The organism is Alsobacter sp. R-9, from assembly GCF_054612375.1.
Genome location: NZ_JBTSWJ010000012.1, coordinates 41,687 through 59,983, shown reverse-complemented (window position 1 = coordinate 59,983; position 18,297 = coordinate 41,687). Strand labels below are relative to the sequence as shown.

Genomic DNA, 18,297 nt, shown 5'->3' with positions numbered 1-18,297 from the left:
CCACCTGCATCGCCACCGCTCCTTGGCGGAGATCTACTCCATTCCGACAGCGGTGGCGCATGCCGCCCCCCTGATTGCCGACTGGATCCGCGAACATGTCTCACGACCGGTTATCATAGGCCCGGACGAAGAAAGTGAGCAGTGGGTGGCCGAGGTGGCAGCGTCGGCTGGAGCGCCGCACAGGGTTTGCGTGAAGCAGCGCTCCGGCGACACGGATGTGGCAATCACCTTGCCGGACCTCTCCGGTCTTGGCGGCCGCACACCTGTGCTGGTGGACGATATCGTCTCCTCCGGCCGGACGATTGTAGATAGGCGTGGAATAAGGACCCCGTTTTCGGGGTGATCGGCGTCCAAACGGGACCCCCGCATTGATGGGTCCACAGTGCCTCCGGGCTGACCGGAGGCGAGTTTGGGATGCTGGTCGTGGAGACGATTGCGAAGATCCGCCGTGCGTATTTCGGCGAAGGCAAATCGATCAAGGCGATCTGTCGCGACCTGCGGGTGTCGAGGAAGGTCGTCCGCAAGGTCATCCGATCTGGCGCCACTGCGTTCGAGTACGAACGCACGGTTCAGCCGCTTCCGAAGATCGGTCCGTACAAGGGGGCGCTGGACGAAGTTCTGGCCGCCAATGACGCGAAGCCAGCGCGCGAGCGGCTGACCCTGATCCGGATCTTCGAGGAGCTGCGCCGGCAGGGCTATGGTGGCGGGTACGACGCCGTGCGCCGCTATGCCCAGGGCTGGCGGGAGGAGCGAGCCGCGGTCGTCAAGCAAGCCTATGTGCCGCTGAGCTTCGCGGCCGGCGAGGCCTACCAGTTCGACTGGAGCCACGAGGTCGTGCTGATCAACGGCACGACGGTGATGGTCAAGGTGGCCCACCTGCGGCTCTGCCACAGCCGCATGCCGTTCGTACGGGCCTATCCCCGCGAGACGCAGGAGATGGTGTTCGACGCCCACGACCGGGCCTTCGCCTTCTTCAAGGGGGCGTGCACGCGGGGCATCTACGACAACATGAAGACGGCGGTGGAGACGATCTTCGTCGGCAAGGAGCGGGCCTACAACCGCCGCTTCCAGCAGATGTGCGGGCACTATCTGGTCGACCCCGTCGCCTGTACGCCAGCGTCCGGCTGGGAGAAGGGCCAGGTCGAGAACCAGGTTGGCCTCGTGCGCGAGCGCTTCTTCACGCCCCGCCTGCGGGTGAAGAGCTACGACGAGCTGAACGCGTGGCTTCTGGACCAGTGCATCGCCTACGCCAAGGCCCATCGCCATCCCGAAGTCCGGGACAAAACCATCTGGGAGATGTTCGAGGCGGAGCGGCCCAGCCTCGTCCCCTATGCCGGCCGGTTCGACGGATTCCATGCCGTCCCAGCCTCTGTGTCGAAGACCTGCCTCGTCCGCTTCGACAACAACAAGTACTCGGTGGCCGCCAATGCCGTCGGCCGCCCCGTCGAAGTTCGCGCCTATGCCGATCGCATCGAACTGCGCCAGGACGGGCGCATCGTCGCCGCTCACCCTCGCTGCTTCGGGCGTGACCAGACGATCTACGATCCCTGGCACTACGTCCCGGTGCTGGCCCGCAAGCCAGGAGCGCTTCGCAACGGGGCGCCGTTCAAGGACTGGATCCTGCCCGCCAGCATCGAGCGTGTCCGCCGCAAGCTGGCGGGATCCAGCGATGGCGACAGGCAGATGGTCGACATCCTCACGGCCGTGCTGAGCGATGGCCTGCCGGCTGTCGAGGCCGCCTGTGCCGAGGCGCTGCGCGAGAGCGTCCATTCCGCCGACGTCATCCTGAACATCCTGGCGCGCCAGCGCGAACCGGCAGCGCCGGTGACAATCATGACCCCGCAGGCGCTCCGCCTGCAGCACACCCCTGTCGCCGATTGCGCCCGCTATGACAGCCTGAGGAGGCCCTGTGATGGAACGCTCCGAGATCCTCGCCAGCATGAGCGAGCTGAAGCTCTTCGGCATGAAGGCGGCCTACGACGAGATCATCACCACGGCAGTGAAGCGGGCCCATGAGCCGCAGCGTATCGTGGGCGACCTGCTGACCGCGGAGATCGCCGAGAAGCAGGCCCGCTCGATCAAGTACCAGATCACGATCGCCAAGCTACCCTTGGCCAAGGATATCGACGACTTCACCTTCGATGGCACACCGATCAACGAGACGCTGGTGCGCGATCTGGCCGGCGGCAACTTCCTCGCTCACGAGCGAAACGTTGTCTTCGTCGGCGGAACAGGGACCGGCAAGACGCATCTCGCCATCGCCGTCGCCCGCGCCTGCATCCGTGACGGCGCCCGTGGCCGCTTCTTCAACGTCGTCGACCTCGTCAACCGCCTCGAGACCGAAGCCCGCTCCGGCCGCCAGGGACGCATGGCCGACTATCTGTCGCGCATGGACTTCATCGTGCTCGACGAACTCGGCTATCTCCCCTTCGCTCAGTCCGGCGGACAGTTGCTGTTCCACCTGATCAGCCGCCTCTACGAGCAGGCCTCGATCATGGTGACGACCAACCTCAGCTTCGGCGAATGGCCCACCGTGTTCGGCGACGCCAAGATGACCACCGCGCTGCTCGACCGCCTCACCCACCACTGCGACATCGTCGAGACGGGCAACGAAAGCTGGCGGTTCAAGAACCGAGCCTGATCGTCACCCCGATCAACCCACGCTCCACCGCGATCAGCCCGTCTGCGCAACCCAGACCAGCTCCGACGGGCTGATCTTCCGCCTCATCTAACAGGGGTCCCGATTGCACGCCGATCCGGGGTCCCGTTCCAAAGCCGATTGACAGACGATCGTCGAGGCGTCGAGGCTGTTGCAGCAGGCGCGTTTCCCCAAGCCTGTCTGCGTGCCCGTGCACTATCTGGCGCGAGGCACCGCCTCGGACGAACTCGACCAATCCAGCGCCCTGATCGCAAGCACCAACACGGTGCCCCACCCTACGAACCGCATCGAGATTGCTCCGAGCGTTGCGGAAGCAATACGCCAGCTAACCCGGAGCTAGGCGGGCGCTCGCGCGCAGGGCCTTCCTGACCGGTAGTCAAGGAGAGACGATCCCGTTCGGCCCTTTGCCGACGGGGTACCGGGCAGTCTCCTTCAGGGTCGCGAGATCGACGACGGAAACCGTGTTCTCGTATGTATCGGTCACGTAGGCGCGCGTGGCGCCGGGCGCCAGGGCCACCCCATGCGCGCCTTTTCCGACCAGCACGGTCTCCACCGCCGCGCCCGTAGCCGCGTCGAGCACGCTCACGGTGTTGTCCGGTGATTTCGCGTTGCCCTGATTGGCGACAATGACACGTGGGCCGGCCACGGCGAGTTGCACGGGGCCGCGGCCGACTGCGGCCTTCCAAGCCAACTTCTTCGAGGCAAGGTCGATGGCGACTACCTTGTTCTCTCCGTTGAGGGAGACGTAGAGCCGGCCTCCGTCCGGCGCGAAAGCGACCTGAACCGGCGCGGCGCCGACGCTTACGGTGGTGACCTGCTTGCGAGAGGCGACATCGACCAGCGACACGGTTCCCGACTTCATGTTGGCGATGGCTAGGGTCGCCCCGTCAGGCGAGAGACGCAGGCCATGCGGATATCGCCCCACCGCAATGCGGGTGGTGACCCGCCTGGCGCCAAGATCGACGACCGCCACCGCGTCGGCAGCAGCGTCGGTGATGTAGGCGAACTTGCCTTCTCGGTCTGGCACGACATGAGCCGGATGTCCGCCCACCTCATAATCCGCCGTCACCGCAAGGACGCCGTCCTTCGCGCCGGCCACGACCAAGCGCCCCGCGGGCATCCCCGCATGGCCTCCTGCGTGGTCCGGCACGCCGACGGCCAGCACCAGGCCACCCGGCCCTGCATCGACGTTGTGAGGGGCGAAGGCCAGCGAGATCTGCTGCGTCTTCCCCGTGTCGGGGTCCAGGGTGGTGATGGTCTGGCCGGTTTCGTCCGCCACGAACACGGACCCTGCCACCGCGGGTGCAGCAAGCAGGGTGGCGAGGATCATCGTCGAGGAGAGCAAGCGCGAGAGCATGGTAAGGCCTCCGGTTTCGAGGCCACCCTAGCCCGCGCATACCGGCTCAACGTTGTGCCCGGACAAGGAACGGACACTCAGAGCTTCACGGATCGCAACCTGACTGCATTGCCGATGACGCTGACGGACGAGAGCGCCATGGCGGCGGCGGCGATGATCGGCGACAGCAGGACGCCGAAGAACGGGTAGAGCACGCCGGCCGCGACAGGAACGCCCAAAGCGTTGTAGACGAACGCGAAGAACAGGTTCTGCCGGATGTTGCTCATTACCGCTTCAGAGAGGCGGCGGGCCCGGACGATGCCGGTGAGATCACCCTTCAGCAACGTGACGCCCGCGCTCTCGATCGCCACGTCCGTGCCCGTCCCCATTGCGATGCCGACCTCGGCCGCGGCCAGAGCCGGTGCGTCGTTGACGCCGTCGCCGGCCATCGCCACCACGCGCCCCTCGCGCTTGAGCTTATCGACGACCGCGCTCTTCTGCTCGGGCAGAACCTCGGCCTCCACCTCCGGGATTCCGAGCCTGCGGGCGACCGCTTCCGCCGTCGTCCGGTTGTCGCCGGTCAACATCACAACGCGCACGCCTTCGTCCCGCAAGGCCTTGAGGGCTTCGGGCGTGGTCGCCTTCACCGGGTCCGCAATGGCCAAGATGCCAGCGGGCTTGCCGTCCACGCCCACGAAGATGGCGGTCGCGCCGTCCTTCCGAAGTTCGTCGGCTTGAGCGGCGAGCGTGGCGGCATCGACACCCTTCTCGGCCAGGAAACGCGCGTTACCCAAGACGACGGCCCGTCCGCCGACCGTTCCCTGGGCGCCCTTCCCGGTCGGCGAATCGAAATCGGCGAGCTGTCCCGGCGCGATCCCCTTGGTGTCGGCCGCCGAGACGATGGCGATCGCGAGGGGATGCTCGCTGGCGCGCTCGACCGTCGAGGCGAGCATCAGGATCTCATCCTGCGAGAAGCCCTCCGCCGGCACGATGGCGGTCACGGCGGGCTTGCCCTCGGTCAAGGTCCCGGTCTTGTCGACGACGAGAGTGTCGATCTTCTCCATTCGTTCCAGGGCCTCGGCGTTCTTGATCAGCACGCCGGCCTGCGCGCCGCGCCCCACGCCGACCATGATGGACATGGGTGTGGCAAGGCCGAGGGCGCAGGGACAGGCGATGATCAGGACTGATACGGCCGCGACCAGGCCGAAGGTGAGCCGCGGTTCGGGTCCCCAGATGGCCCAACCGATGAACGCGAGCACCGCGACTCCGATCACGACGGGAACGAACCATCCGGATACCTGGTCCGCGAGCCGCTGGATCGGAGCACGGCTGCGCTGAGCCTGGGCCACCAGCTGCACGATCTGCGAAAGCATCGTATCGCGTCCGACTTTCCGGGCTTCGATGACAAGGGCTCCGGACTGGTTCATCGTTCCGCCGATCACCGCGTCGCCAGTGCCTTTCGTCACCGGCATCGACTCGCCGGTGACCATCGACTCGTCCACCGAGCTCCGGCCCTCGACCACGGATCCGTCGACCGGCACCTTCTCCCCGGGGCGCACCCGAAGCCGAGCGCCAACGTCGACCGCGTCGAGCTGGACTTCTTCTTCCGTTCCGTTAGGCCGGATGAGCCTCGCCGTCTTCGGCGCGAGGTCGAGCAGAGCGCGGATCGCACCGCCCGTGCTTTCACGCGCCCTCAACTCGAGCACCTGCCCGAGCAGCACCAACACGGTGATGACCGCGGCGGCCTCGAAATAGACCGCGACGGAGCCGTCATGGCCGCGGAAGGCCGGCGGGAAGACGTCGGGCAAGAGCACGGCTACCATGCTGTAGGCCCAGGCGACGCCGGTCCCCATGGCGATGAGGGTGAACATGTTCAGGCTGCGGTTCACCAGCGACGCCCAGGCGCGCACGAAGAACGGCCAGCCGGCCCACAGCACGACCGGCGTCGCCAGGGCCATCTGGACCCAGTTCGAGGTCCCGCGGGGCACGTAGTGGTCGAGACCGGTGAGATGCCCGCCCATCTCCAGCGCAAGGACCGGAAGGCTGAGCACGAGCCCGATCCAGAAGCGCCGGGTCATGTCGGTGAGCTCTGCACCTCCCTGATCGTCCGCGCTGGCAACCAAAGGCTCGAGCGCCATTCCGCAGATCGGACAGGAGCCCGGCCCGGCCTGGCGGATTTGCGGATGCATCGGACATGTGTAGATCGCGCCGTCCGGGACGGGTGCAGCCGCCTTCCGCTGTGAGGACGCATACCTGCCCGGCTCCGCCTTGAACTTGGTTTGGCACCCCGAGGAGCAGAAGTGGTAGGGCGTTCCCTCGTAGTCGGACCTGAACTTGGTCACGTGCGGATCGACGGCCATTCCGCAAACGGGGTCCTTGACCATCGTTCCCGTTTGAGCGTCCCCGCCCGATCCGGCGGGATGGTGGGCATGGCCGGAGGGATGGACATGAGAGTGTGCGGAATGGTCGTGGCTCATGGTGTCCTCGCAGGATCGGAGGGTTGTGAGCAAGCGTCTTAAGGCTTCCCATCGTGGGAAGTTCAAGGACTTCCAAGCGAACGCAACGACCCTCCGGCGTCATTTCCGTGACGCCTTGTTCAACCTTGGGACCATTGTCAGCAACGTCGCGTCGCGGAGCACGACATGATGCCAAGCTGCTGCAAAGACGTGTCCGACGAGCATGAGGAGCAGGAATTTGAACAGCAAGACGTGCACGGTGCTGGCTGGCCACCAGAGGTAACTGGCCACGGCGCCCGTGACAGCCTGGGCGATCAGCACGGCATAGAAGCCCAAGTGGAGGATATCAGCGGCCAGGATTGAACGCCGGGGATCAGCCAACTTGGCTTTCCCTCGAGCCCACGCCAACCGGATCACGAGGCGAAGAAACATCAGGGCCAGGATGAGAAGCCCGACACGGTTGTGTGCCGCATGCAGCAGCATGTCCATCGGGTCGGGCTTCTGGCCGATCAGCCTCGGCTGGTGTGTTCGCACGATGGCGAAGCTAGACAGATACTGCGAGACGACCAGGACCGCGATGAGCCAGTGCAGGATGATCTGCAGGTTCGAGTACATTCGTGGGCCGCGCGGCTCGATCTTGCCCGAGTTCATCATGGCAAGTCCTCGTCGGGATAGACCCCCCACAACGTGGTCGATGCGACGTAGCCATCTAACCCGGTTCCGCGGATCCGGCACCATCCCGTTTTGCAGACCAAGACGCTGGCCTGCACTCCGGGCTCCATGAGGGCAACGGTGTCCGATGCAGCATCGGGGCGTGCGTGAAGGGGAATCGGCTCATGGCTCCAGGGGGCCGATAGAACCGTCCTCTTTCCGGTGATCAAACCGGCGAGAATCCAGCCCTCGTCGCCGGAAGCATCACGGACCCGCCGCCAAGTCTCGAATTCGGCTGTGATCTCGACCGGAAGTCCAGGGCGCTTGTAGATCCACTTGATCTCATAGTCGCGTCCCGGGCCACCTCTCAAGTTCACGTTGTCTGTCTTCAGCAATGCGAAGCGCGGCAACGGGAGCTTGGTCACAGGACCAAGTCCAGCGCCGTGCGTCGGCTCATGAGCGGCGAGCGCCGGCAACGAGCAGATCATCGCCAGACCTGCAATTGCAACTCTCATGGGATTGTCCCCGGGCGATCTGTGAGTATGGGCCGAACGCCACATGCCTCGAAGCTTGACCAGGTCATGCGGTCGACAGACGGGTCGGCCGTCACATTGAAGGGACGGCCGACGGCTTCACCGTGACAGCTTTACTTCGTCTTCGTGACGGAGGTGACGGTGAGTTGCCCGTTCACGCGGTCGGCCGTGAACAGCACCTTGTCGCCCTTCTTCACCTGCTTGAGCATGGCCGCGTCGGCGGCCCGGAACACCATCTTCATGTCGCCCATGTCCAGGTTCGGAATGGGTGCATGGTCGATCGTGATCTTCTGGGCGCTTTCGTCGATCTTCTCGACGGTCCCCTTCACTTTGGGCAGGTCCTGCGAAAGAGCCGGCGCGGTGGCCAGAGCCAACGTGAGTGCGGCGGCAGCAAGGATGCGGATCATGGGGGAGTTCCTCTTCACTTGACGATAACGGTACCGGTCATTCCCGCTTCGCGATGACCGGGGATGAGACATGAGAAGTCGAACGTCCCGGCCTTGTCGAAGCGCCAAAGAATCTCCGACGTCTTCTTCGGAGCGACGCGCTTGGCGTTCGGGTCGTCATGCTCCATGTCAGGATTCTTCTTCATTTCCTCGGCGTGCTTGAGGTTCATCTCCAGGGTGGCGAGGACCAGTTCGTGGTCCAGTTCGCCGTCGTTCTTGAGCTTGAACCGGATCTGCTCGCCTTTCTTGACCTCGATGCGATTGGGGACGAACACCATGGTGCCGCTGCCCTCCTGCATCACCACCTCGACGGTGCGGGCAGGCTTCTTGGGATCGCCAGGCTGGCCGAATGCCCCCATCATGTGGGCATGACCGGGAGGGCCTGCGCCGGCCCATGCGGCAGTCCCGATGAGTGCGGCGCTGACGACGACCACGCTGGCAAGGATGTGTGTCTTCACTGTCAATCTCCGTTGGGGGGGGTCAATGTTGTTCGTGTCCGCCGTGGACGGGCCGCCTGCGCGGATCCACTGCAGTGAACTCAACTGCACCGTCGGCCCGGGCCTGCTTGTCGGGGCGCTTTGCATCGGGCAGCGTTCCCTTGAACTCATAGGCCACCGTGCCGGGCGGGTTCTTGAACCAGCCGGGATCCTTGTAGTCGCCCTTGGATAGACCCTCGCGAACCTTCACGACTGAGAACATACCGCCCATCTCGACCGGTCCGAACTGCGCGAAGCCCGTCATCATGGGCAGCGTGTTGTCAGGCAGGGGCATCTCCATCGATCCCATCTCGCCCATGCCGTTGGAGCCCATCGGCATGTAGCCTGGCACGAGCTTCTTGAGCCGCTGGGCCAGGTCCTTCTTGTCGACGCCGATGTAATTCTTCACGGCGTGACCCATGGCGTTCATCGTGTGGTGGGACTTGTGACAGTGGATGGCCCAGTCGCCCGGTTCGTCGGCGACGAAGTCGAACGATCGCATCTGCCCGACTGCACAGTCGATCGACACTTCTGGCCAAGCGGTCTCCTCGGGGACCCAGCCTCCGTCTGTCCCCGAGACCTTAAACTCGTAGCCGTGCATATGGATCGGGTGGTTGGTCATGGTGAGATTGCCGAACCGGATCCTCACCTTGTCCCCCTTGCCGACCACCAGCGGGTCGATGCCGGGGAAGGCCCTGCTGTTCCAGCACCAGAGGTTGAACTCCAGCATGGTGTTCACCTTCGGCACGTAACTCCCCGCCTCGATGTCGAAGGCGTTGAGCAGGAACGCGAAGTCACGGTCGACGCGACGGAAGGCCGGGTCGCGCGGGTGCACGATGAACAGGCCCATCATGCCCATCGCCATCTGCACCATCTCATCGGAGTGCGGGTGGTACATGAACGTGCCGCTGCGGCGCAGTTGGAACTCGTAGACGAAGGTCTTGCCGGAAGGGATGTGCGGCTGGGTGAGGCCGCCGACCCCATCCATGCCGTTGGGCAGGCGCTGCCCGTGCCAATGCACCGCGGTGTTCTCCGGGAGCCGGTTGGTGACGAAGATGCGGACCTTGTCGCCCTCGACGGCCTCGATGGTGGGTCCCGGCGACTGGCCGTTGTAGCCCCACAGGTGCGCCTTCATGCCGGGCGCGATCTCGCGCACGACGGGTTCGGCCACGAGGTGGAACTCCTTCCATTCGCCGTTCATGCGCCACGGCAACGTCCATCCGTTCAGCGTCACGACGGGCTGATAGTCGGGGCCCGACGTCGGGATGACGGGTGGCTGTGTTGCCGGGCTTGCCGTAGTTGGCGCCTCGGGGATGGCGGCTGCCTGCGCGCGGCCGCTCACCAAGCCTGCCCCGGTGAGGACGAGGCCGCTGCCTGCGTGGATCAGTGTCCTGCGGGAGATATCCATGGTTTTCATCTCTCGAGTTAATGGGGTGCGGCCTGCTCAGCCCCGCCGGCAGCGGGGGTCGATCCACCGGATGCGGCCCCGGCTCCCCCTCCCGCCAGAGCGGCTTTGAGCTCGGCCTCAGCGATCCAGAAGTCGCGGCGCGCGTCTATGGCTTGCGCCTGCGCCATGATCCGGGCGCGCACGTCCGCGATGAGGCTCGTCACGTCCACCAGCATCCCGCTGTACTGAAGCAGCGCCTCGTCCTGGATCTGCTTCCGAAGCGGCAGGATCGTGGCCTCGAAGTGACGCGCCACGTCCCAGGTCCCCTTGTAGGCAAACGCGGCCTCTCGAGCCTCGGACCGGACGTTGACCGCCTTCTCGGCCAGTCGGTTCGCGGCCTGCATGTAGCGCTGCTCGGCATCCATTGTGCGGGCCTGCCCGAAATCGAAGATCGGAATTTCGAAGTCGATGGCGAGGCCACGCCGTGTCAGCGATTCTTTTCCGACTGCACCGTCATCGGAAACGGTGATCTTTCGGTCGTACTTGCTCGTGCCGGCGAGCTCGATGTCAGTGGTGAAGCGGGTCACGTGTGTGAGACCAAGCGACTTTCCAAGCGCCTCAAGATCGAGCTTGGCAGCCTGCAGGTCGACCCTTCGGGCCAGAGCCTGAGCCTCAATGTCGCGCGGCGAGTTGAGCGCCTTAGGCAGTGACGGGAGGACCGAGGGCAAGCGAAAATCGACTGCAGGTCCCCACAGGCCCAGAAGGCGCACAAGCCTCTCCCGTTCCAGCCGCTGCTGGACCCTCGCCCGAGCCAGCTGCGAATCGAGCTCGGCAGCGAGCGCGTATTCCCGGGCCTGGTCGAGCTTGTTCATGCCACCGCTCTCACCAAGCTTGCGAGCGAGATCCGCCGCAGCATCAGTCGTCACCTTGGCCTGCTGCAGCGTCGCGACCTGTTGGTTCGCAGCGACGGTCCGGTAGAACTGACGCCGCACATCCGTCGCGAGTTTTAGCGTCGCCTCTGCGGCACGCATCTGGGCGGCCCGCAGCGCATCCCGGGCGATCTCGCGCCGAGTCGGCAGGGTGGCAAGCTGGAAGAGATTCACCAGGATCGCCCGCTCGAGCTCGAGCTCAAGGCCGCCACCCAGTTTCGATAAGCCGATCTTGGGGTTGGGAGGCAGGCTCGCCTGCACATAGGCCGCCTCGGAGATGCCGAGTTCGTTGTATGCGGCCTGCAGGCCACGGTTGCTCGCCAGCGCAATGCTGACCGCCGTATCCGACGTGAGCGGCCGCTTAAGCGCAGCGCGGACGCCTTCGTCGGCGGCAGCTGCCTCCGCGTCGGTGGACACCTTCACAATGCCCCGGCCGAGTTCAGCCCTCGCGACAGCGTCAACGGGGCCGAGCGCTCCGTCAGGACCCGTGCTGACGCAGCCAGCAAGTGCCAGGGCGACGCCACATGCACTCGCCATACGGATCATCGCGTGACGATCACGGCGCATGGGTGGCTCCTTTCGGCGCAACGTTCCGGTTGAGTTCGTCCCAGCCCTTGGGCTCGACGATGGCGAAGCTCCGGGAGCCGGCAGAAACGGGTGCCGCCGACAATGGCCGGACGGCTCGAGTGGGATCGGCAGGCGCGGCAAGATAGATCGGCGCCGCAGGCGCGCAGCCCGCAAGCCCGATCGCCGCCAGCACGAGAGGCGACAGTTTCGGCATGTTGTGTTCCGATGAACGGCGTCCGCTCAGAAGCGCGTCTCGCGCTGGAGATCAAAGACGCCGGTGTGTGACAAGAGCCTATGGATGGCTCGGGCGAACGGGCTTGGCCCGCAACACCTCAGGACGCTCGCGGCGGCCTCAACAGCCCGTCAAAGCGGCTCCCGGTCGGCAGCGGCAAAGCGAGCAGCTCGACCCGTGAGACCGCCATGACGCGGACCTTTTCCGGCTGGCTGACGGCCGGCCCCATTGCATGGCAAGTCAGCTTGCAACAAGCGGAAGGCGAGGGATCTCCGCCACACGGGCTCTGTGGGTGAGCGTTTTGATCAACATCGGACTGTCCAATGCCGGTCTGGGAGGACCATTCCTGGCCCTGGAGATCTGCCTCCTGATGGTGCCCGACCCCGGGCGCGCCGTTATCATGCGCCTGCGCGATCGTCGAAGCATGCGCGGGAACGGCCGCAACCGCACGGCTACCGGCGAGCGGGAACAGCGCGAGCGCGAGCGTCAGCAGGAGCGCGGCAATGCTTCTCATGGATCGAACGAGGGACCTCATCGATGGACGCGACGGTTCTCTCATATTTGCGGGGGCTCGCCAAGCGGGCCCCCGTCTCTCACGGCACAGAGTTGTATCCGGCGTCACAGATGACCCCGCTCAGGTCCGGACTGTTTCCCGCGCCAATGACAGTGACCAGCTTGGTTCCCAGATTGGCCTTCACCTGCGCGGACTGCCACCGTGCCTGGATCGCCTTCGTGATCGTCCCGACGCAATGACCGCAGCTCCCTTCAGGTTCGGCGCACTGGATCATTCAAGGCGGCACGCCGCTCACCGGCATCGTGTGGCTTCGCCGTCGTGACGATGTAGGTGCTGCCCCAGATCGTCGGGGCAGCGGCCGTCAGCAGAAGGTCGAGACGGCGGGTATCGGTGCGCATCGTCAGGCCTCCGAGGGAAGGGGCGCCGCCCCGGCCCGCTCGCGCGCCAGGCGACGCACGAGCAGGTAGAAGAGCGGCGTGAAGAGGAGCCCCAGGAGGGTGACGCCCGTCATTCCGAAGGCGACCGCGATTCCCATCGCCCGACGCATCTCCGATCCCGCTCCCGTGGCGAGCGCAAGCGGCAGGGCCCCCGCCACGAAAGCGATCGAGGTCATCAGGATCGGCCGCAGCCGCAGCCGAGCTGCCTCGACGATGGCCGCGACGGGATCGAGCCCGGCCCGCTCACGCTCGTGGGCGAACTCCACCACGAGAATCGCGTTCTTGGCCGCCAGTCCGACCAGCACCAACCACGCGATCTGCGTGAAGACGTTCGCGTCCCCTGCCGTCGCCAGCACGCCACCAGCCGCACTCAGGACGGCCAGCGGAGCGATGGGCAGCACGGCAAGCGGCAGCGACCAGCTCCCGTACTGAGCGGCAAGGATCAGGAACGCGAGCAGCACCGCCACTGGGAAAATGTACACGGCGGCATTCCCTGCCAGTCTTTCCTGCAGGGCCAGTTCCGTCCACTCGACCGACAGCCCCGGCGGAAGAACCTCACGCGCCAGCGCCTCCATGGTACGCTGAGCGTCCCGGGAGCCGAAGCCCGGCGCGGGAGCCCCGCCGACCTCCGCCGAGGGGTAGCCGTTATGGCGCACCACCCGGTCCGGTCCTGTCGCGGCGTGAACGGTTACGAGGGAAGTCAGGGGCACCATGGCTCCGGCTGCGCTGCGAACCCGCAACTTGGCGAGATCCTCTTCCCGCAGCCTGAAGGCGGAATCCGCCTGCGCGATCACCCGATAGGTCCGGCCGTGCCGCTGGAAGTCGTTCAGGTAGAGCGACCCCATGGCGAGTTGCAGGGCCTGCGCGACATCGGCCGGCGCAACCCCCAGCGCCAGCGCACGGTCACGGTTCAGCTCCACCCGCAGTTGCGGGGCCGAGACATGGAAGCTCGCCATGACACCTGCCAGCTCAGGCCGCTTGGCGGCGGCGGCCACGAGCCGTTGGGTCGCCTCGGCAAGAGCCTCCAGACCAAGGCCCGCCCGATCCTGAACCTGGAGCTTGAAGCCGCCGACGGCTCCGATCCCCGGCACCGGCGGCGGCGGGAACACGAGGGCCAGTCCCTCCTGGATCCCGGCCAGCTTGGCCTGCAACCGCTGGGCGATGGCGTTCGCAGAAAGGTCCGGCGTGCGCCGCTGCTCGAACGGATCCAGCATCGTGAACACGACAGCCGCGTTCGGCAACGTGACGAAGCCGTCGATCGAAAGGCCCGGGAAGGCGACGACACTCTCGACGCCGGGCTCTTCAAGCATCAGGCGCGACATCTGCCGGGCCACGGCCTCGGAGCGCTCGATTGATGTGCCGGCCGGCAGCATCGCGATACCGACCAGATAGTACTTGTCCTGCTGCGGGACGAACCCCGTGGGGATCCGCTGCAACCCTTGCCATCCGGCGACGAGGATTGCGCCGTAGGCCAGTAGCGCCACGGCGCCGATCCGCGAAAGCCTCCGCACGAAACTGGCGTATCCCCGCGCCGTGGCCTCGAAGCCGTCGTTGAACCGCCCGAAGAACCATGCGAGCGGGCCGCGCCGCTTCGCACCATGGGGCTTCAGAAGGACCGCTGCGAGCGCCGGGCTCAGGGTGAGCGAGTTGACCGCCGACAAGACGGTCGACACCGCGATCGTCACCGCGAACTGCCGATAGAACTCGCCCTGCAGTCCCGACAGGAAGGCGGCCGGGACGAAGACGGCGGCGAGCACAGAGGTGATCGCGACGATTGGGCCGGTCACCTCCTCCATGGCCTTGCGAGCAGCGAGCCGAGGCGACAGCCCGGCAGCCATGTGCCGCTCGACGTTCTCGACCACCACGATGGCGTCGTCCACCACGATCCCGATGGCGAGCACGAGGCCGAACAGCGACAGCGTGTTCAACGTGTGGCCGAGCAGCAGCATCACGGCGAGCGTCCCCACGAGCGACACCGGAACGGCCACGAGCGGGATCAGCGAGGAACGCCAGTCCTGCAGGAACAATACGACCACCAGGACGACGAGAGCGACGGCCTCCAGCAGAGTGAAGAGGACCGCGGAAATGGAGGCGCGCACGAAGATCGTGGGATCGTAGGCGATCCTGTGCTCCACGCCCTGCGGGAACGTGGCGCTCATCTCGGCCATCGATTGGCGAACCGCAGCGGCGACGTCGAGCGCGTTCGCGTCCGGGGCTTGGATGATCTGGAGAGCTGCCGCGGGTTCGCCATCGAGGAGCGAGCGCAAGGCATATCCCTCGGCACCGAGTTCGACACGCGCGACGTCGCCGAGGCGAACGATGCGTCCTTCTCCATCCGTCTTGATGACGATGGCGGCGAACTGCTCTGGCTCTCCGAGGCGACCCCTCAGATTGAGGGCCAGTTGAGGCGCCTCTCCTGCACCCGGTTGCCGCCCGACGGCTCCCGCGGCCACCTGGACGTTCTGCGCCCGCACCGCCCGTACGATCTCGGTGGCGGTGATGCCTCTTGCTGCCATTCTCTGGGGATCCAGCCAGATCCGCATGGCGTAGTCGCCAGCTCCCCAGACGTTCACCTCGCCTACGCCCGAGATTCGCTGGAGCGTGTCGCGCACCTGCAAGGTGGCAAAGTTCGCCAGATGGAGCGCGTCGAAGCGCCGATCAGGCGACACGAGGTGCACCACCATGAGCATGTCTGGCGAGACCTTGCGCGCGACGACGCCCTGCCGCTGGACCTCCTCGGGAAGTCGCGGGAGCGCACGCTGAACCCGGTTCTGGACCCGGATCTGCGCGAGGTCGGGATCGATGCCATGTGCGAAGGTGACGGCTAGGGTGACCTGACCGTCCACCGACTGGGACGTCATGTAGAGCATCCCTTCCACGCCATTGATCTCCTGCTCGATCGGCGCGGCAACTGTCTCTGCCAGTTCGCGCGGGGACGCGCCCGGGAACTGCGCCACGACTTGAACGGTCGGTGGGGTGACGGCTGGATACTCGGACAGGGGCAGCTTCAGAAGCGCCAGGCCTCCAGCGACGAGCGTCAGGACGGAGAGAACGACCGCAAAGATGGGCCGCTCGATGAAGAACCGCGGAATCGCGTTCATGACTGGGGTTCCTTAGCTCCGGTCGCGACGGACTCGGACAGAGGGACGATGCGGGTGCCCGGACGAACCATTCCGCGCGCGACGACGACATCGCCCGGAGCAAGGCCGTCGTGCACGACACGCAGACCCTCGCCGACGGCTGGGCCGACGCGGACGGGGCGCAGTTCAGCGGTGCCGTTGGGGGCGGAGATGAGGACGTAGCGGCCGCCCTGGGCGGACCCGATGGCGGCCTCTGTCACCAGAAGGGTTGGACGCGGCGGGGATAGGGGGACCCTGACCCGGGCGAAGAGGCCCGGCGCGAGCCGGCCGTCAGGATTCGGAAGGACGGCTCGAAGCCTGGCGGTGCCGCTCGCGCGGTCGGCCTGATTGTCGACGAAGTCGAGCCGCGCTCGCCGCGGGAAGCCCTCATCTCCGAGCAGCCCGATCTCGACGTCCACACCAACGGCGTTGCGGGCGCGCGCCGACAGGAGACGGATGAAGGTCGGCTCGTCCACGTCGAACAAGACATGGATGGGATCGGTGGAGACGATGGCGGCCAGAGGCGTTTGACCGGCCGCGACGAGATTCCCTTCCGTCACCAGTGCCCGGCCGATCCTGCCGCCGATGGGCGCCGTGATGGTGGCGAACTCCAAATCGAGCTGCGCCGCGGCGACCGCTGCCTCGGCAGCCTTGACTTGCGCGGCGAGCGCCTCACGGTCGGCGGCCTGCTGCTCCAGCCGATCGCGAGAGGCATGCCCTTCGGAGGCGAGGCTAAGCGTGCGCGCATGCTGCCGGCCCGCCAGCGTGTGCCGTTCATGGGCCTCGGCAAGCGCTGCTTCGGCGCGCGCCAGTGCCGCACGGAAGGGCCGGGCGTCGAGGCGGAACAGCGTCTGGCCGGGCTCGACGAGCCCACCTTCCGGAACGTCGACGACCTCGATCGATCCGCTCACCCGAGGTCGAAGATCGACGGCGCGGGCGGCATGCAGATGTCCGGTGAACTCGACCGTCTCGGCCAAGTCGCGCGTGACGACGGGCGCGACTGCGACCGGCATGGGCGGCGGTCCGGCAGTTGGTCCATCGGCATGAGCCTGATGGTGGCTGACCTGCCAGGCGAGCGTTCCGCCCAGCGCCGTAGCCGCGGCGAGGGCGAGGGGGATGAAACGGGACATGGTCCGTGGCTCCTCAGAGTGTCTCTGGAGCCACCTGCAGGCCTCCCATGATGGGAAGGTCAAGCGTCTTTCTTTGCGCATCTGCAAGGAGACGCGTTTGCTCCGGCAAACGACGTGCCCAATATGACTGGCATGTCCGAGCCGCACCCAGCCTTGGTCGACAAGATCCGAGCCGACCTCGCCGCCTACCGCCGGCGGGTGGGGATGCAGCCCGACCGCGCCCAGCGCGTCGCCGCGTTGGAGTTCTTCCTGAAGCAGTTCGACGTGCTGTCGGCTTGGCTGCGGAAGAACCCCTCGTCTGCGAAGGCGGCCCTCTCCGACGGCTTCCTGCCCCTGCTGGGGCTGCTGCTCTCGCCTTACGGGATGGAGCGGCTGCTGGGCTCGATCGGCTGGAGCGTCGATGAGCGCGCCATCGAGGATGCCATGGCCAGGCTCGGTCGCGGCGACATGGTGACGTTTGACTGCCTCACGCACGTGACACGCCAGTCGGTCGCGGTGCAGGCGGGACCGCTCCTCCTCGCAAAGCTGATCGAGACACTGTGTGACCCCCTGGAGCAGGCGCTGCGGATGGAGAAGCGGCACAAGGGCGGCCGCCCGCAAGATGTCGAGCGGAACTACGTCGTCGACACGCTGGCCGGCGCGTGGGAGACGCAGCACGGGACCCCGGCGCCAAGCGGCAAGACGGGACCCTTCTACGAGCAGTGCCATCAGGTGCTCGTCGAACTGGACCTGAACACCGACGGCCTTGCGGACTGCATCCGCAGGACCATGCGCCGACGGCGCGGCGAACAGGCACGAGCGCGGCAAAACCCCCGCTGATCGTCGTCGGGGTTTTGCCGTCCAAGCCTGGCGCCTGAAGGCCCACCTTGGCCGTCATGAAGCGACGGCCTCATCACCGGCAGGACACGCCGGTCCCCTCCCCGAGCACTCCCGGCCAGACGGCCCTCGTCGGCCTCGCGCGCCTCGTGGCGCGGGCGGCGGCGCGTGAGTTGCGGGACGAGGATCGTGAGACGAAGCCCGTCGCGGTCGAACCGAAGACGGAGACCGACGATGCGTAACGCCGATGCTGGCACCCGCCAGTCCAACGCCACCCCGGGCAACACGAGTTCTTCGCTGCCGACGCTGCCGACGCTGCTGACTGTCTCCGACGTCGCGGAGGTGCTCAGGGTGAGCACACGCACGGTCCGGCGTCTGATCAAGTCCCGGGCGCTGGCCAGCGTGACGGTGGGCCGGTCCGTCCGGGTCCGCGCGGAGGATCTCGCGGCGTTGACGCGGCCCCGGTGACAGTGATGGACAGGGGTGGACAATCATGAACATTCGCAACCACTTCCTTGGTGCTCGTTATTACATGATCCGTCAAACCGGGTTGCTTTGGTGTGTTATGTTCTCACGAAACGACCCGCGTTTCCCCTCTCGTCATCACGA

At 66.2% G+C, this 18,297-nt stretch carries 20 protein-coding genes; 6 read left to right on the top strand and 14 right to left on the bottom strand.

What is annotated here, in order from left to right; all coding sequences use genetic code 11:
- Positions 1 to 22: 22 nt before the first annotated feature.
- The 3 genes from ACX9GQ_RS18595 to istB all read left to right on the top strand — a co-directional run bounded on the left by ACX9GQ_RS18595 (position 23) and on the right by istB (position 2,641).
- A complete protein-coding gene (locus tag ACX9GQ_RS18595; protein WP_459631075.1) occupies positions 23 to 343 on the top strand; it encodes a phosphoribosyltransferase family protein in 321 nt (106 codons plus the stop codon).
- Positions 344 to 414: 71 nt separating this feature from the next.
- Positions 415 to 2,016 (top strand): IS21 family transposase, encoded by a 1,602-nt coding sequence (istA, locus tag ACX9GQ_RS18590; RefSeq protein WP_459631074.1) that lies wholly within the window; start codon positions 415 to 417, stop codon positions 2,014 to 2,016.
- Positions 1,913 to 2,641 carry an IS21-like element helper ATPase IstB gene (istB, locus tag ACX9GQ_RS18585; RefSeq protein WP_459631073.1) on the top strand — a complete coding sequence of 243 codons (729 nt, stop codon included), beginning with the start codon at positions 1,913 to 1,915 and terminating at the stop codon, positions 2,639 to 2,641. Before istA ends, istB begins: the two co-directional genes overlap by 104 nt.
- Before the next feature lie 394 nt (positions 2,642 to 3,035).
- On the opposite strand, the gene ACX9GQ_RS18580 is transcribed toward istB, so the two are convergent.
- From ACX9GQ_RS18580 to ACX9GQ_RS18515, 14 genes are all read right to left on the bottom strand, one after another.
- Complete coding sequence (locus ACX9GQ_RS18580) at positions 3,036 to 4,016, bottom strand: YncE family protein (RefSeq protein WP_459631072.1); 981 nt, start codon at positions 4,014 to 4,016, stop codon at positions 3,036 to 3,038.
- A gap of 77 nt (positions 4,017 to 4,093) precedes the next feature.
- Positions 4,094 to 6,472: a heavy metal translocating P-type ATPase gene (locus ACX9GQ_RS18575; protein WP_459631071.1), complete on the bottom strand. Its 2,379-nt coding sequence runs from the start codon at positions 6,470 to 6,472 to the stop codon at positions 4,094 to 4,096.
- A gap of 99 nt (positions 6,473 to 6,571) precedes the next feature.
- Positions 6,572 to 7,105, bottom strand: coding sequence for a cytochrome b (locus ACX9GQ_RS18570; RefSeq protein WP_459631070.1), 534 nt, complete (start codon positions 7,103 to 7,105; stop codon positions 6,572 to 6,574).
- Complete coding sequence (locus tag ACX9GQ_RS18565) at positions 7,102 to 7,617, bottom strand: SH3 domain-containing protein (protein ID WP_459631069.1); 516 nt, start codon at positions 7,615 to 7,617, stop codon at positions 7,102 to 7,104. Before ACX9GQ_RS18565 ends, ACX9GQ_RS18570 begins: the two co-directional genes overlap by 4 nt.
- 131 nt (positions 7,618 to 7,748) lie before the next feature.
- Positions 7,749 to 8,042 carry a copper-binding protein gene (locus ACX9GQ_RS18560; RefSeq protein ID WP_459631068.1) on the bottom strand — a complete coding sequence of 98 codons (294 nt, stop codon included), beginning with the start codon at positions 8,040 to 8,042 and terminating at the stop codon, positions 7,749 to 7,751.
- Between the two features lie 14 nt (positions 8,043 to 8,056).
- Positions 8,057 to 8,539 carry a cupredoxin domain-containing protein gene (locus tag ACX9GQ_RS18555; RefSeq protein ID WP_459631067.1) on the bottom strand — a complete coding sequence of 161 codons (483 nt, stop codon included), beginning with the start codon at positions 8,537 to 8,539 and terminating at the stop codon, positions 8,057 to 8,059.
- Between the two features lie 22 nt (positions 8,540 to 8,561).
- Positions 8,562 to 9,965, bottom strand: a complete 1,404-nt coding sequence (locus ACX9GQ_RS18550) for a multicopper oxidase family protein (protein WP_459631066.1) — start codon at positions 9,963 to 9,965, stop codon at positions 8,562 to 8,564.
- A gap of 17 nt (positions 9,966 to 9,982) precedes the next feature.
- Positions 9,983 to 11,440: a TolC family protein gene (locus ACX9GQ_RS18545; RefSeq protein WP_459631065.1), complete on the bottom strand. Its 1,458-nt coding sequence runs from the start codon at positions 11,438 to 11,440 to the stop codon at positions 9,983 to 9,985.
- Positions 11,430 to 11,654: a hypothetical protein gene (locus tag ACX9GQ_RS18540; RefSeq protein ID WP_459631064.1), complete on the bottom strand. Its 225-nt coding sequence runs from the start codon at positions 11,652 to 11,654 to the stop codon at positions 11,430 to 11,432. The genes ACX9GQ_RS18545 and ACX9GQ_RS18540 overlap by 11 nt, the downstream gene beginning before the upstream one ends.
- 118 nt (positions 11,655 to 11,772) lie before the next feature.
- Positions 11,773 to 12,186 carry a hypothetical protein gene (locus ACX9GQ_RS18535; RefSeq protein ID WP_459631063.1) on the bottom strand — a complete coding sequence of 138 codons (414 nt, stop codon included), beginning with the start codon at positions 12,184 to 12,186 and terminating at the stop codon, positions 11,773 to 11,775.
- A 79-nt stretch (positions 12,187 to 12,265) separates the two neighbouring features.
- Entirely contained in the window at positions 12,266 to 12,460 is a 195-nt protein-coding gene (locus tag ACX9GQ_RS18530; RefSeq protein ID WP_459631062.1) for a heavy-metal-associated domain-containing protein, read from the bottom strand.
- Positions 12,438 to 12,584 (bottom strand): hypothetical protein, encoded by a 147-nt coding sequence (locus ACX9GQ_RS18525; RefSeq protein WP_459631061.1) that lies wholly within the window; start codon positions 12,582 to 12,584, stop codon positions 12,438 to 12,440. Before ACX9GQ_RS18525 ends, ACX9GQ_RS18530 begins: the two co-directional genes overlap by 23 nt.
- Before the next feature lie 2 nt (positions 12,585 to 12,586).
- On the bottom strand, positions 12,587 to 15,724 hold the full coding sequence (locus ACX9GQ_RS18520; protein WP_459631060.1) for an efflux RND transporter permease subunit: 3,138 nt from the start codon (positions 15,722 to 15,724) through the stop codon (positions 12,587 to 12,589).
- Positions 15,721 to 16,755, bottom strand: a complete 1,035-nt coding sequence (locus tag ACX9GQ_RS18515; RefSeq protein ID WP_459631059.1) for an efflux RND transporter periplasmic adaptor subunit — start codon at positions 16,753 to 16,755, stop codon at positions 15,721 to 15,723. Before ACX9GQ_RS18515 ends, ACX9GQ_RS18520 begins: the two co-directional genes overlap by 4 nt.
- Positions 16,756 to 16,995: 240 nt before the next feature.
- Here ACX9GQ_RS18515 and ACX9GQ_RS18510 point away from each other — a divergent pair, with 240 nt between their 5' ends.
- The 3 genes from ACX9GQ_RS18510 to ACX9GQ_RS18500 are packed head-to-tail and all read left to right on the top strand — an operon-like array spanning position 16,996 to position 18,156.
- Positions 16,996 to 17,691 carry a hypothetical protein gene (locus ACX9GQ_RS18510; RefSeq protein ID WP_459631058.1) on the top strand — a complete coding sequence of 232 codons (696 nt, stop codon included), beginning with the start codon at positions 16,996 to 16,998 and terminating at the stop codon, positions 17,689 to 17,691.
- Positions 17,692 to 17,738: 47 nt separating this feature from the next.
- Complete coding sequence (locus tag ACX9GQ_RS18505) at positions 17,739 to 17,930, top strand: hypothetical protein (RefSeq protein WP_459631057.1); 192 nt, start codon at positions 17,739 to 17,741, stop codon at positions 17,928 to 17,930.
- A complete protein-coding gene (locus ACX9GQ_RS18500; RefSeq protein ID WP_459631056.1) occupies positions 17,923 to 18,156 on the top strand; it encodes a helix-turn-helix domain-containing protein in 234 nt (77 codons plus the stop codon). Before ACX9GQ_RS18505 ends, ACX9GQ_RS18500 begins: the two co-directional genes overlap by 8 nt.
- Positions 18,157 to 18,297 lie beyond the last annotated feature (141 nt).

Excerpts from the sequence above, each read along its gene's own strand:
- ACX9GQ_RS18545 (WP_459631065.1), bottom strand. The coding sequence starts at position 11,440 with ATGCGCCGTGATCGTCACGCGATGATCCGTATGGCGAGTGCATGTGGC.
- ACX9GQ_RS18580 (WP_459631072.1), bottom strand. The coding sequence starts at position 4,016 with ATGCTCTCGCGCTTGCTCTCCTCGACGATGATCCTCGCCACCCTGCTT.
- ACX9GQ_RS18575 (WP_459631071.1), bottom strand. The coding sequence starts at position 6,472 with ATGAGCCACGACCATTCCGCACACTCTCATGTCCATCCCTCCGGCCAT.
- ACX9GQ_RS18510 (WP_459631058.1), top strand. The coding sequence starts at position 16,996 with ATGACTGGCATGTCCGAGCCGCACCCAGCCTTGGTCGACAAGATCCGA.
- ACX9GQ_RS18530 (WP_459631062.1), bottom strand. The coding sequence starts at position 12,460 with ATGATCCAGTGCGCCGAACCTGAAGGGAGCTGCGGTCATTGCGTCGGG.
- ACX9GQ_RS18520 (WP_459631060.1), bottom strand. The coding sequence starts at position 15,724 with ATGAACGCGATTCCGCGGTTCTTCATCGAGCGGCCCATCTTTGCGGTC.
- istA (WP_459631074.1), top strand. The coding sequence starts at position 415 with ATGCTGGTCGTGGAGACGATTGCGAAGATCCGCCGTGCGTATTTCGGC.
- ACX9GQ_RS18550 (WP_459631066.1), bottom strand. The coding sequence starts at position 9,965 with ATGGATATCTCCCGCAGGACACTGATCCACGCAGGCAGCGGCCTCGTC.
- ACX9GQ_RS18535 (WP_459631063.1), bottom strand. The coding sequence starts at position 12,186 with ATGAGAAGCATTGCCGCGCTCCTGCTGACGCTCGCGCTCGCGCTGTTC.
- istB (WP_459631073.1), top strand. The coding sequence starts at position 1,913 with ATGGAACGCTCCGAGATCCTCGCCAGCATGAGCGAGCTGAAGCTCTTC.
- ACX9GQ_RS18560 (WP_459631068.1), bottom strand. The coding sequence starts at position 8,042 with ATGATCCGCATCCTTGCTGCCGCCGCACTCACGTTGGCTCTGGCCACC.
- ACX9GQ_RS18540 (WP_459631064.1), bottom strand. The coding sequence starts at position 11,654 with ATGCCGAAACTGTCGCCTCTCGTGCTGGCGGCGATCGGGCTTGCGGGC.
- ACX9GQ_RS18500 (WP_459631056.1), top strand. The coding sequence starts at position 17,923 with ATGCGTAACGCCGATGCTGGCACCCGCCAGTCCAACGCCACCCCGGGC.
- ACX9GQ_RS18515 (WP_459631059.1), bottom strand. The coding sequence starts at position 16,755 with ATGCCGGTCGCAGTCGCGCCCGTCGTCACGCGCGACTTGGCCGAGACG.
- ACX9GQ_RS18565 (WP_459631069.1), bottom strand. The coding sequence starts at position 7,617 with ATGAGAGTTGCAATTGCAGGTCTGGCGATGATCTGCTCGTTGCCGGCG.
- ACX9GQ_RS18525 (WP_459631061.1), bottom strand. The coding sequence starts at position 12,584 with ATGCGCACCGATACCCGCCGTCTCGACCTTCTGCTGACGGCCGCTGCC.
- ACX9GQ_RS18570 (WP_459631070.1), bottom strand. The coding sequence starts at position 7,105 with ATGATGAACTCGGGCAAGATCGAGCCGCGCGGCCCACGAATGTACTCG.